We start from the raw sequence: 12846 nt of genomic DNA, 5'->3' as shown, positions 1-12846 counted from the left end.
GAAGCGATTCAAATGACCGAACAGTCCAGCCTGCTCCATGTCGAACCCATCCACTCGCTCAAGGGTTACGCCGTCACCCCTTCGTCCAAGCCCGAGACCCAGCGCGCGATACTCGCCGCGACTCTCGCCGACGGCACGTCGATCGTCCACAACGATCTGCGCTGTGTCGAGACCAGCGCGATGAAGCAAGCATGCCGCGCACTCGGCGCGCGCATCGACGAACACGCCGGATACCTCGAGATCCGCGGTGTCGGCCGCGCGCTGCATCTGGGCCAGCGCGTCGTCGACGCGATCGGCTCGGGGCTCGTGTTTCGCACGTTCACCGCGTTGACGAGTTTCGCCGACTCGCCTGCCATCATTACCGGCGACACCATTCTGCGCACGCGGGTGATGAAGCCGTTGTTCGACGCACTCGAGGAACTCGGCGCGCGTATCGAATGCATCGGCGAGGCCGGCAAGGCGCCGGTCGTCAACTGGGGAGGCGGGTTGCGCGGCGGACGCTGCACGGTCCCTGGCAACGTAAGTTCGCAGTTCATCACCGCAATCCTGTTCGCCGCGCCGCTCGCCGACAAGCCGGTCGAAATCGCGATCGAAGGCGAATTGCTGTCGATTTCCTACATCCGCCAGACGATCGCGACGTTGCGCCATTCGGGAATCCAGGTTGACGTTACCGACGACTTCTCGCTGATCCGCGTCCAGCCGGGCAACTATCAAGCCGCGGAGTACCGGATCGGCGGGGACTACACATCGTCGTCGTACCTGATCGGCGCCGCCGCGCTGTTCCCCGGCACCTTCGTGCTGGGCAACCTCGGCAGCGAGAGCCTGCAGGGCGAGCGCGCAATCATCGATGTCGTACAGGCGCTCGGCCTCTCCGTCCATTTCGACGACACGCGCAATGAGCTGACGCTCGTCAATTCCCACTCCCAGCTCACCGGCGACTACGAATTCGACGCCAGCGATTTCCCGAACATCGTACCGACGCTCGCCGCGATCGGCGCCTACGTGAAAGGAACGTTCCGCGTGGTCGGCGGCTCGATCACGCGGCTGCACAAGTCGCCTCGCATCAAGGCGATGGTTAGCGAGCTGGGCAAGATGGGCGTCGACATCAAGGGCCTCTTCAAGGACGGCGTCTACGACGGCTTCGAGATCCGCGGCACCGGCGAGCCGTATCCGGGCGGCGTCGACCTGTCGAGCTGGGGCGACCACCGGATCTTCATGTCGCTGTTCATCGCATCGCTGCGTGCGCGCCAGCCAAACCGGCTCGAGGGTTACCGCGACGTGAACTGCTCGTTCCCCGACTTCTTCACGCAGTTCGAGCATCTCGGTGCCGCCTATCGCGAAGTCGGGACCGGCGCGTCGCACGACGACGAGCGTTCGCTACTGCAGGCGGTCTGATCCCAACGGAGAATTGTCATGCTTACCAACCAGCAACTGGCGTTCTATGCGGAACATGGTTATCTCGTGATCGAAAAACTCTTCGATACCGACGAGGTTGTTCGCTCGCTCGCCGCGATCGACACGCTGCTGTCGCCCGCCAATCCCGAGAAGCCGTATGAATTCGAACCCGAGGACGGCGCAACCGTGCGCCGGATCTGGTCGCCGACGCAAAAGCATCCCGCATTCAAGGACATGGCGACTGCCCCGCGCCTGCTCGACTGCATCGAAGGGCTGATTGGCAAGAACGTGCTGTTCCACTACAGCAAGCTCAACATGAAGGGACCGAAAGTCGGCAGTGTCGTCGAATGGCACCAGGACTTCTCCTACTATCCGCACACCAACGCCGATCTCGTCACCGCGCTGATCTTTCTCGACGATGCAAGCGAAGCGAACGGCTGCCTGCGCGTCGTACCCGGGTCGCACCGGCGCGGCCTGCTGTCACACGAGGTCGATGGATTCTTCCGCGGCAAGGTCCACGACGTCGATGAAGCTCGGGCGGTCAGCATCGAGGTGCCAGCCGGCAGCGTCCTGTTCCTGCACTGCCTGACGCTCCATGCATCGGCGCGCAACGTATCGCAGCTGCCGCGCCGCACGTTCCTGCCCGCCTATCGGGCGGCCGATGCATTCCCGATTTACTTCGGACCGCACGCCGCACACAACGAACCGGGTGTCGAACTGTTGCGTGGACAACGTTCGAAAGTCGCGCGGGTCGACCAGGGCACGCATTTGCTGCCGCTCGCCGAACGCGAATTCGGGTCCCTGTACGAGGTGCAGGAAGGTTCTCACCTGCGCAAGGCACTGACGACCATGAAAACGTCCGGCTACGCAGTGACGGCAGCCTCGGGACGCTGAACACGGGAGATCCGATGGACTGGAACGCCTTTTTGGTTCCGGCGCTGCGCGGGCTTGCTCCGTACCGGCCGGGCATCACCGAGGAAAAACTGCGAGCAGAGCGAGGCTTGCACGATATCCACAAGTTCTCGAGCAACGAGTCGCCGTTCCCGCCGCCGCCCGGAGTGCTCGCCGCGATGCAACGCGCGCTCGAGCAATCGAACCGCTATCCGGACAGCGGCGCGCTGCTCGACAAGCTTGCCCGGCACCAGCGGGTTCCGGCCGACATGCTGGCGCTCGGAAACGGCTCGATCGACGTCATCGCATCGCTGGTCCAGGCGTTCGTTCCGGCCGACCGCAACGTCGTGCTGTCCGAGTACGGCTACTGTGCGTATCCGCCGTTCGTCACCACCCAGAGCGCTGCGCTGCGCATCGCGGCAAGCGGGCCGGATTTCGGTCACGACGTCGATCGACTACTCGAACAGGTCGACTCGAACACGCGCATGCTGATCGTTGACAGTCCGACCAACCTATCCGGCCGCTCGCTCACGGCCGCGCAACTTGAGCATCTGATCGCACAGCTCCCGTCCAACGTGCTGCTCGTGCTCGACGAGGCCTACGCGGAATTCGCGGACGACGACGCGCCGCGCGATACCGGGCAGTTGCCGCTATCGCATCCGAACGTCGTCGTCACGCGCACATTCTCGAAAGCATACGGTCTCGCGGGGTTGCGCATCGGATACGCAATCGCCGCTGCGGGCCTGATCGACGCACTGTCGCGGATCCGACCGCCCTTTCCGGTCAGCCGCGTCGCGTTGGCGGGCGCCACGGCGGCGCTCGACGACGAAGCGCATCTGGCCCGTGTGGTCGAGACGACCGCGCGAGGCCGGGCACGTCTCGCTGCTGACCTGCGCACGCTCGGCGCGACGGTCGTCGACAGTTCCGCCAATTTCGTGCTCGCCGACTTCGGTCCGCACGCGGCGCATATCTACGATGCGCTGCTGTCGCACGGCTTCATCACGCGGCAGATGTCTGCCTATCGACTGCCGACGCATCTGCGCATCGCGATCGGCACGCCGGACGAGATCGACCGGCTGGTCGATCTCGTGCGTCGACTCGTCGGGGCACGGACCGGATCGGACGCCAATGGAGTACTCGCATGAACATTCTCATCATCAACAATCTCGCGCAATTCCCGGGCACCGGGCGGTGGGATTTCGACCTGGTGCGCTACGACGAATTCGTCGATCACAGGCAGCATCGGGTCAGCTATCTCGTCAACCGTCGCGGCCGCTCCGCCGTGACCGCCTCTGCCGACAGCTACCGGCTCTATGAGCTCGACCGGCTGGACGACATCGCCGCCTACCGCACGGTCATCGCCGAAATCGTCGGCGCGAGCGGCCCGATCGACCGACTCATCGTCTTTTCGGAGTCGCTTCAGGATCTGGCCGCGCAATTGCGCGCCGAGTTCGATATTCCAGGCAAGAAGCCGGATGAGAACCGGCTGGGACGCGACAAGCTATTGATGAAGCAGAAGGTTCAGGAAGCCGGGCTGCGCACGCCGCGCTACCGGTCCGTGACGTCGACGGAGGTGAGCAGCGCACTCACGTTTGCCGAACATACGGGCTACCCGCTGATCCTGAAGCCGATCGACGGCCAGTCGAGCCACGGTGTGCAGAAAATCTGCGATGCGGTGCAACTGCGCACCGCGATCGCCAACCTGCCGTCCGGCGGCGAGTGGGATCTTGAGGAGTTCGTGGCCGGTACGTTGATGCACGTCGACGGACTCGTCGATCGAAACGGTAACGTAACGCTCGTCGTACCGTCTCGCTACGTCAACACCTGCCTCGATTTCACGGCCGGCGCACCGCTCGGCGCGATCATGCTGGAGCCCGGCACCGCGCTGCACGCCTACGTATCGAAGTTCGCGACTCAATGCGTGACGGCGATCGGACTGCGCGCGTGCCCGTTCCACCTGGAACTCTTCCATACCACCGACGACGAGCTGGTTTTTCTGGAGGTCGGTGCCCGCGTCGGCGGTGCCGACGTGCCGTCGATGATTCACCGCGCGACCGGCATCAACCTGTTTCGTGAGTGGGTCAACATGAGTCTCGACCAACCGGCACAGCTGTATGCACCGACCGGCTCGGTGGGGGCGTGGCTGATGTTCCCGCGGCCGACCTGCCTGCCGCAGCGCGTGCGATCCGTCACGCGGTTCGACGGGCGGCTCGACAGTCTGTATCGGCAACTGGTGCCGAGCGACGGACAGCTGATCGAGCACGAGGATGGCTACTGCTCGCTCCAGTCCGGCCGCTTTCTGTTCGACTCGCCCTCCGGCACGCAGGTCGCGCGCGATGTCGCGCACGTGCTCGAAGCCTTCCGCATCGAAACCACCCAACCGTGAGCTCCGGATCATGAGTACGCCCGCCCTGCTTCTTTTCGCGCATCAGGCCCGCTCTTACGCAGCGCTGGTTCGCACATATACGGAGCGCCTGGGCATCGCGCTCGTCATCCTCAGTTCGCGCGCTCGCGATCCGCGCGACCTCGAACAGATTTCCGCCGTGGGCGCCGCCCGGCTCTGGCACGTCGACGACGACTATCTGAACGACGCGCACGTCGAGGAGACGATGGCGGAGGCACGGGCGGAGAGCTTCGCGATCGTCGCGACGCTCGCCACATTCGAAGGCTACCGATTACTGATGGCGCGCGCCAATCGCCTGCTGGGCGCCACGGACGCCGATCCCGACGCGCTGCGGGTCTGTATGGACAAATTGCAGTGCCGCACGCAGCTCAACGCGCTCAACCTGAGCGGAGCACGCGCTACGCTGCTCGACCACGCGACGCTCCCCGCGCTGCTTGCGAGCGATCGATCATTGTTCGTCAAACCACGTCGCGGCGCCGGTTCGTTCGCCTGCTTCCGGCTCGATGCCGGCTTGACGCTTGCTCGCCTCGACGCGCTGCGCGAGCAGATGCGTGCCGACCTCGCGTTTCGGGCGATCTTCGACGGGCAGTTCGATTTCATCGCCGAAGACTACATCGGCGGCGACGAGTATAGCTTCGAAGTCGTCGCGACCGATGCCCGCAGCTACGTCATCGGCGTACACGCGAAATACCTCGACGACGCTACCGGTACGACGCTCGAGATGGGCAACTCGCTGCCGGCACCCGCCCTGTCCGACGCGCAGCAGCGCGAAGGCGAGCAGTTCATCGAGCAATGCCTCGCCGCGCTGCGCCTCACCGACGGGTGCTACCACATCGAGACCCGCTTCGACGGGCGCGCCGGCCGATGGGACATCATCGAGATCAACGCTCGCATGGGCGGCGCCCTGATCAATCAGAGCGTCGGCGTGTTCACCGGCGGCATCTCGATGCTGGAGCTTTGGGTGCAAGCACTCTGTACCGAACGAACCGCCGCCGGCGCGTGGCACCGGCGCCTGGACGCGCTGCGCGAAAGCACGCGGCGGCGGGCGGGCACGCTCAGCGACGGCACCGTGTTCTTCAGCCGATACGGCGAACGCAATCGCACGCTCGAAGTGCTGTCGATCGACCGGCTGACGCCCGCGCCGGACATCGTCGACATGCCGGTCCGGCCTCACACCCGTCTACCCGATTCCGAACGCGGCATCTTCATCCTGAACGCGCTTTGGAAGGTGCCCGTGTCCGACATCGCGACCCAGGTGCGCGCGCTCTCGGCGATGCTCGACGCGCAGCTCGTCGTTCGCTATTCCGACTCAGCAGTTACCGATGCAGAACCCACACCCCAGGAGAAATCATGAATCGCGTCCAGCATTGCGGCATCGACCATCCGATTCCCTTCTACTCGCTCGCAGACGGCGAAGCTGTCCGTAATCGACTCGATCGCTATCTCGACAAGAAAATGGCCGAATGGGCGGCAACCGTCCCCTACGCGAGCCATCTCGAAGGCAGCAAGCTCGATAGCCAGTGGTATCGCCGTCATACCATCGAGCACGTCTGGCGCATTCGTCTCAGCCGCTCCGCGCACGCCAAGGCTCTCCACGCGATCACGAAGATCTCTCCCGAGGCCGCGCAGCTGTATGCGGAATACCAGGCCGAGGAAATGAATCACGACACGCTGTTCAGGCAAGACTGCAAGGCACTCGGCGTAACCGACGAGGAGTTGTACGCGACCGAGCCATTCCTCGCGACGAGGCTGCTGCAGGGGTTTTTCTACTTCATCGCCGAACACGAGCATCCGATCGGCGTGGTCGCGTCCAGCTACCTGGTCGAATACACGACCGCGAAGCTCACGCCCCGCCAGATCAAGTCGATGAAGGAGACGCTCGGTGAGGACAAGATCAAGGGGCAACTCGCGCACATCAATACGGACGTCGGAGACGATCACGCGGGCGAGATGTGGCGCATCCTGCGCTACCTGATTCGCGAGGAGGCGGACGTCGACAAAGTGCTGCGCTATTTCGACGACATCCAGACCATTCTCGCGCTGTATTTCCGCGAGCTCTTCGAGGCCACAGTCGGCCACCGCGCGGCAGCCTGAGCCACTTTCGACGGAGCGGACATGCATACAGTCATCATCAGCACGACCGGCGAATCGTTCGCGCTGCCGCACGACGCGTATCTGTCGGACGCGGCGGAGCTTCAACTGGGCGGACTGACCTTCGGATGCCGCGCGGGAATGTGCGGCATTTGCGTGATCGAGGTACTGGCGGGCATGGACAATCTTTCGCATCCCGAAGACAAGGAAAGCACGTTTCTCGAATGGCTCGGTCACGACCACGGCGACAAGCGTCTTGCATGCCAGTGCCGGCTGCGCGGCGACGTAACGATTCGACAGTGTTGAGGTCTTGATCGCCATGTTCGATATCGTGATGCTGTCGGGCAGTCCCACCGAGCCGTCGCGCAGTCGGCACCTCCTCCGCATTGCGTCGGAGCGGCTGACTGCGCGCGGCCACCGGGTGCAGTGCATCGACATCCGGCATCTGCCGGCTGGTGCTCTGCTTCATGCCGACTGGAACGATCCCGCCATTCAGGCGGCGCTCGAGGCCGTGCAGCACGCGGCCGCCGTCATCGTCGCGACGCCGCTCTACAAAGCGTCCTATTCCGGTTTATTCAAGGCCTTCCTCGACCTGCTGCCGCAGGCGGCTTTCGCAAACAAGCCGGTGCTGCCGTTCGCGACCGGCGGCAGTCTCGCCCATCTGCTTGCACTCGACTATGCACTCAAACCGGTGCTCACCGCGCTCGGCGCGCGGCACGTGCTCGACAACGTGTTCGCCACCGAAGCCGACATCGCGCGCGTCGACGGCGAATACCGGATCGCAGCGCCGCTCGCGCAGCGCTTGCACGGCGCGGTGGAATCGCTGATGCACGTGCTCGACGAACGTGCGGCGCTTACCCGTCTCGGCACTCTCGCGGCGAGCGAACGAACGGAGATAGCCGTCAACCCGTAGCGGCGCAGTCGACGGATTCGCACATGCGAGCCGGTGTTACCGCTTCATGCACGTGCTCGCTCATCCCGACTCGCTCGCGGTCGTCCGCGGCCAGAACCTCGCGCGCGCGATTGACCAGTTCCTCGGACAGCGTCTCGCAGACCGGGGGGGCCGCGCGCCATCGATGCCAGTACAACGGCACAGGAAGCGGCATGTCGTGTCGCACGTCGACGAGCCGGCCGTCTTCGAGAAACGGCAGCACCGTCTGCTCCGGCAGCATGCCGTATCCCAGGCCGGACTGGATCGTCTTGAGCTGCGACGCGATCGACGGCAGCAAGTTTCTTCGATAGCGGCCGACGCTCACGCCGAATGCCGCCTCGAAATACCGTTCGAGCAGCGCCGTGCGTCTGCCGACCTCGACCGCCGGAGCCAACGATGCAGCGTGGAGATTGAAGCCTTTCTCGAAATGGCGCTCGATGAAGGCCGAACTCGCGACACATCGATAGATCATTGCGCCGAGCGGTACGGCAATGCAGCCCTGGACTGGCCTCGACACCGTCGACACGCTGCCGATGATTTCACCACGCGCCAGCGCCGGAAAGGCCGGGTCCGCATCGTCGACAACGACTTCCAGTTCGAGCACGTTGCGCTCGATAATCCGGTGCGCGACCCGGCCGAACCATGCATCGATTGAATACGCATCGACGCCGACCGCGAGTTGCATGCCGCCCCGATTGCCACGACGGTCGATCTGGCTGAACGTATCGGCTTCGAGCAGACGCACCGCCGTGGTGTGCTTGAACAGAACTTCGCCCACCGGCGTCAGTGCCAGCGGCTTGCTGCGGACCAGCAGGGCCGCCGCCAATGCATCCTCCAGCGCCTTGATGCGTTGCGAGATGGCGGCCCTCGTAATATTCAGCCGTTCCGCCGCACGCTCGAAACTCCTCGTTTCGACGACGACGGCAAAAGCTTCGAGTTGTTGTCGATCTAGCACTGAAATCCCCTACCAAACTTCAAGCAAGTGATCCGTCCGCTCAACAGCGCGCGCGGGACGAAGGATTGCCCTCTCGTATCGCGCACGAAGAGGGGTTGAGTACCGCGCACTTGCCGTTTCGCCGCGATGCGGCACGACGACCCGTCATGCCGGGGATTAATCCAGCGGACTCTCCGTTTACCGAGGACGATCTCCGGCGATTCGACAAGGAGGCGGTAAGCCAACCTCAAATGGGATTAAGAATATTTATTTGATGAGTAACCTGCATAATTTCAAGTCACGGAGCCCATCTTACGTCTTTTTAAAAATCGTATTCACTGGCAGTTTTAACAGCTCGCTCGAAGGCTAATGCCAAAGCAGGTTATATCCAGAATGAAGATGTTTCAATCGCACGACAACCGATTTCCGCTTTAATTGGAAACAATGCTCAATCCACGCGCCGCCAGACGGAAATCGGCACATCGCCATTCGGTCGCGGCGTTACGCGATAACTCAATTCATTCCCTTTCAATTCGTAATTCCTTTTCTGTTCCTGTCCTACCCAATTCGGGAACGACGAGTTTTTGATGTGAAACGTCAGCGTGCCCTCTGCCGGATCGATCGTGATTGAACCGTAATGCGTGCTTGATCCCAGCACTGCATCTCGATACTCGTCGGGCGTGCCCTTGCTTTTGTCATTCGACGAAAAGCGCGGCCGTTCCGATTTGAAGATCTGCAGCGAATAATTTCCGCTCGTGTCGATCAACAGCAAGCCCTTCGGATCGGCACCATAGTCGCGGCCACGCGTCCCATCGGGATGTTGAACGTCGGCGGCGACGAGTGTCCAGGTACCTGCGAGCGACGGCGCAGCGGACGCGCCGGCCGGAATGATCGATGCGGCCAGTAGCAAGCCAGGGATACCTTGTCTGAGTATCGAACCGATGTTCATGGTCACTCCTTAGATGAAAGATTTGAAAGACACACCGCCTATATCGGCAACGGAATCCGCATCCATCCCGGTCGGGGGAGATGGTCGAGTTGATGGTAGCTGCGAAAATGTGCGATAAATACGATAATTCGAAACGGACCCATAAGAGAAACGACATCATGACCGTTCCTAATCTCGACATGGACGCGCTGCGCACACTGCTCGCTGCCGACCGGCTCGGCAGCCTCAATCGCGCCGCGGACCGGATCGGCCGCTCGCAATCCGCGGTCAGCCAGCAGATGCGCAAGCTCGAAACGCAGATCGGCCAGCCGCTATTTCGTCGCCAGGGGCGCGGCCTCGTCCCGACGGAGGCGGGTGATCTGATGTTGTCGTATGCACGCCGCATCCTGGAATTGAATGACGAGGCCGTGCAAGCGATCCGCGGCTCGGCGATCGAAGGCGCGGTTCGCTTTGGTCTGCCCGGAGACTTCGCCGAATCGTGGCTGCCCACCGCGCTCGGCCAGTTCAAACGCACACATCCTGCGGTGCGCGTGGAAATCGTGGTCGAACGCAACGGACAATTGCTCGAGCGGCTCGACGCAGGCGAACTTGACGTCGTGCTCGCGATGGGTGCCGAAAGCCGTGCCGACGCCGAGCACCTGATCACCCTGCCGATGGCGTGGATCGGGCCGGCCGGCCTCGACATCCGTCCGCCATCCGGCAAGCCGCTCGATCTTGCGCTGTACAAGTCGCCCTGCATGTTCCGCAAGGCCGGCACGAGCGCGCTGGACAACGCAGGTATCCCGTGGCGACTTGCCTATACGACAGGCAGCCTGCAAAGCCTGTGGGCGGGCGTCGCGGGCGGGCTGGGGATCACGCTGAGGACGATGGCCGGCGTCCCGCCGACGCTACGCCGGCTGGGCGAACGGGACGGCCTGCCGCCGCTGCCGTCGGTCGAGCTGTGCATCCACTCGGGCGATCTCGACGCGTCGGCGGCGCTCGTCAGTCTGAAGCGCGTCGTGGTCGACAATCTGATCGCGAATCTTGCCGATGCACGACGTGCCGCGTAGCGCGATCGCAACCCTAGCCCACAAAACCGTGCCACTTGGACCAGTAGGTCATGTCATGAAGCGGCTCAGTCGCGGCGCGGCACCAACAACCTGTCGCACCGCGACTGCAACCACCGCCCATAAGGCGCGCAGCAGCCCCGTTCCACGCTCCGCCCCAGCGACTCCCCAACAGCCTATCGCTTGTTTTCGCCGAATACAGGCTACGATTTGTATCTTGCAAATACATTCGATAGACTGTATTTACCCATTACAAGCGATCGCCTGTCATTCCGCGGAGAGCCCATGGCATTCCCTGTCCAGACCTTGCCCCAATTGCGCCCGATCCTCGTCGGCTTCCGAAAGGCAGCTGGGCTCACGCAGGCGCAACTCGCGGCCCGCCTCGGCGTCACGCAGCAGTCGTACGCGCAGCTCGAGGCCAATCCCTCGGCAGTCAGCATGGAACGGCTTTTCAAGGTGCTGAATGTGCTCGGCGTGCGCGTGACGCTCGAGCCCGGCGACGCTGCGGCGCCCGCACCTTCCGCGTCCGCGCCCGAGCCGACATCGCCGCCGTCTGGGCGGCGCTCGTCCGGCTCGTCAAACCGGTCCGCTCAGCCCGCCCCGGCGCCGGCCGCCGCGAAAGCCACGCGTGCGGCCACGCGCAAGCAGCCTGCCGCGGCCGCACCGCGCAAAGCGCGTGACGCCGGCCGCGAGGACTGGTGACGATGGTTCGCCGCCCCCGCCACGACCGCCTCGACCTATGGATGAACGGCATTCCGGTCGGTTACTGGGAAATTCGACGCGGCGTCGAACGCCTCGTCTACCTGCCAACCTGGATCGACGATCCGCAGGGCCGGCCGTTGTCCCTGTCGCTGCCATTCACGCCGGGCAACCAGCCGCATCAGGGCGCGACCGTCGCCGACTACTTCGACAACCTGCTGCCCGACAGCCAGCCGATCCGCCGCCGCATCGCGCAGCGTTATCGGCTGGCGTCCACGGCGCCGTTCGAACTGCTCGCGTCGATCGGCCGTGACTGCGTCGGCGCGCTGCAATTGCTGCCGCCCGGCGAGACGCCGCTGGACCTCGAATCGATCGACGGCACGGTGCTCGACGAAGCGGCCGTGGCCGGCGTACTGCGCGACGCGACCGCCGCACCGCTGCCGGGCCATGCCGAATCGGGCGGCGAATTGCGCCTGTCGATCGCCGGCGCGCAGGAAAAGACCGCGCTGCTGCGTCAAGGCAACCGCTGGATGCTGCCGTCGGGCAGCACGCCCACCACTCATATCTTCAAGCTGCCGCTGGGCCGCGTCGGCAACATGCAGGCCGACATGCGGACGTCGGTCGAAAATGAATGGCTGTGCTCGAAGATCGTCGCCGCTTACGGCTTGCCGGTGGCCGCCTGCGACATCGGCCGGTTCGACGATCAGAAGGCGCTGGTGGTCGAGCGCTTCGATCGCAGACCGTCCCGCAACCGCACATGGATCCTGCGGCTGCCGCAAGAGGACATGTGCCAGGCTACCGGCACGCCGTCGGGCATGAAATACGAATCCGACGGCGGTCCGGGCATCGCGGCGATCATGGGCATCCTCGCGAATTCCGCCGCCGCGCAGGACCGGATGAACTTCTTCGTCACGCAGCTGGTGTTCTGGGTACTCGCGGCCATCGACGGCCACGCGAAGAACTTCAGCATCGCGCACTTGCCGGGGAACACGTATCGCAGCACGCCGCTGTATGACGTGTTGTCCGCGCATCCGATCATCGGGACGCGCCGCAACCAGCTGTCGCCGCGGCGCGCACGGCTCGCGATGGCCGTGTGCGGGAAGAATCGTCATTACGTGATCGGCGACATCCGGCCGCGTCACTGGATCGCGCAAGGCAGCCGCGTCGGGCTGACCGAGGACGACGTGCGCGCAGCCATGGCCGACGTGGCGGCACGCACGGAAGCGGTGATCGCCGACGTCGCGTCGCACATTCCGGCGGATTTCCCGATGGATGTGGCCGACGCGATCTTCGACGGGATGCGCGCTCAGGCGCGCAAGCTGCAGGCGGCCGACTAGGCCGCCTGCACACCACGCAGCGTGCGCAGAATACGTCCGCACCCGTGGTCCGCACGATGGTCGCCGCCGTGCTCATGCAGCTGCGTGCCCGGCACGGAGCCCGTCGTACTCGATCCTGCGCTCGGCCGAGCGGCGATCGGGACCACGGCCGCTACTGCGCAACCGCACG

Annotated in this window: 13 protein-coding genes; 11 read left to right on the top strand and 2 right to left on the bottom strand. The window is 64.1% G+C overall.

Annotation, left to right across the window (positions count from 1 at the left end; genetic code table 11):
* Positions 1–12 precede the first annotated feature (12 nt).
* Genes aroA through ssuE form a run of 8 tightly spaced genes read left to right on the top strand, consistent with a single transcriptional unit; the run spans position 13 to position 7694 of the window.
* Entirely contained in the window at positions 13–1395 is a 1383-nt protein-coding gene (gene aroA, locus WJ35_RS24670; RefSeq protein WP_011882219.1) for a 3-phosphoshikimate 1-carboxyvinyltransferase, read from the top strand.
* 18 nt (positions 1396–1413) lie between these two features.
* A complete protein-coding gene (locus WJ35_RS24665) occupies positions 1414–2289 on the top strand; it encodes a phytanoyl-CoA dioxygenase family protein (RefSeq protein ID WP_011882218.1) in 876 nt (291 codons plus the stop codon).
* A gap of 14 nt (positions 2290–2303) precedes the next feature.
* Positions 2304–3431 (top strand): histidinol-phosphate transaminase, encoded by a 1128-nt coding sequence (gene hisC, locus WJ35_RS24660; RefSeq protein WP_034193541.1) that lies wholly within the window; start codon positions 2304–2306, stop codon positions 3429–3431.
* Positions 3428–4672: an ATP-grasp domain-containing protein gene (locus WJ35_RS24655; protein WP_059474891.1), complete on the top strand. Its 1245-nt coding sequence runs from the start codon at positions 3428–3430 to the stop codon at positions 4670–4672. Before hisC ends, WJ35_RS24655 begins: the two co-directional genes overlap by 4 nt.
* Before the next feature lie 10 nt (positions 4673–4682).
* Positions 4683–6044 carry an ATP-grasp domain-containing protein gene (locus tag WJ35_RS24650; protein ID WP_059894984.1) on the top strand — a complete coding sequence of 454 codons (1362 nt, stop codon included), beginning with the start codon at positions 4683–4685 and terminating at the stop codon, positions 6042–6044.
* The gene (locus WJ35_RS24645) at positions 6041–6784 is read left to right on the top strand and encodes an iron-containing redox enzyme family protein (RefSeq protein ID WP_011882214.1); all 744 of its coding nucleotides are present in this window, start codon (positions 6041–6043) and stop codon (positions 6782–6784) included. Before WJ35_RS24650 ends, WJ35_RS24645 begins: the two co-directional genes overlap by 4 nt.
* Before the next feature lie 21 nt (positions 6785–6805).
* Complete coding sequence (locus WJ35_RS24640) at positions 6806–7087, top strand: 2Fe-2S iron-sulfur cluster-binding protein (protein ID WP_011882213.1); 282 nt, start codon at positions 6806–6808, stop codon at positions 7085–7087.
* A 13-nt stretch (positions 7088–7100) separates the two neighbouring features.
* Positions 7101–7694 (top strand): NADPH-dependent FMN reductase, encoded by a 594-nt coding sequence (ssuE, locus tag WJ35_RS24635; protein ID WP_011882212.1) that lies wholly within the window; start codon positions 7101–7103, stop codon positions 7692–7694.
* Here the strand turns inward: ssuE and WJ35_RS24630 are convergent.
* Positions 7684–8667 carry an HTH-type transcriptional regulator ArgP gene (locus WJ35_RS24630; protein WP_014724891.1) on the bottom strand — a complete coding sequence of 328 codons (984 nt, stop codon included), beginning with the start codon at positions 8665–8667 and terminating at the stop codon, positions 7684–7686. The two genes, ssuE and WJ35_RS24630, sit on opposite strands and share 11 nt — an antisense overlap.
* 427 nt (positions 8668–9094) lie before the next feature.
* Positions 9095–9595, bottom strand: a complete 501-nt coding sequence (locus tag WJ35_RS24625; protein ID WP_034193539.1) for a lipocalin-like domain-containing protein — start codon at positions 9593–9595, stop codon at positions 9095–9097.
* Positions 9596–9753: 158 nt separating this feature from the next.
* On the opposite strand from WJ35_RS24625, the gene WJ35_RS24620 reads away from it, so the two are divergent.
* From WJ35_RS24620 to WJ35_RS24610, 3 genes are all read left to right on the top strand, one after another.
* Complete coding sequence (locus tag WJ35_RS24620) at positions 9754–10644, top strand: LysR substrate-binding domain-containing protein (protein WP_014724893.1); 891 nt, start codon at positions 9754–9756, stop codon at positions 10642–10644.
* Between the two features lie 282 nt (positions 10645–10926).
* On the top strand, positions 10927–11343 hold the full coding sequence (locus tag WJ35_RS24615; RefSeq protein ID WP_046426541.1) for a helix-turn-helix domain-containing protein: 417 nt from the start codon (positions 10927–10929) through the stop codon (positions 11341–11343).
* Positions 11344–11345: 2 nt separating this feature from the next.
* Positions 11346–12677 (top strand): type II toxin-antitoxin system HipA family toxin, encoded by a 1332-nt coding sequence (locus tag WJ35_RS24610; RefSeq protein WP_069240210.1) that lies wholly within the window; start codon positions 11346–11348, stop codon positions 12675–12677.
* Positions 12678–12846: the final 169 nt, after the last annotated feature.

The sequence above is a fragment of the Burkholderia ubonensis genome, assembly GCF_001718695.1.
GTDB lineage: Bacteria > Pseudomonadota > Gammaproteobacteria > Burkholderiales > Burkholderiaceae > Burkholderia > Burkholderia ubonensis_B.
The sequence above is the reverse complement of the archived record's forward strand: the minus strand, read 5'-3'. Positions and strand labels throughout refer to the sequence as shown.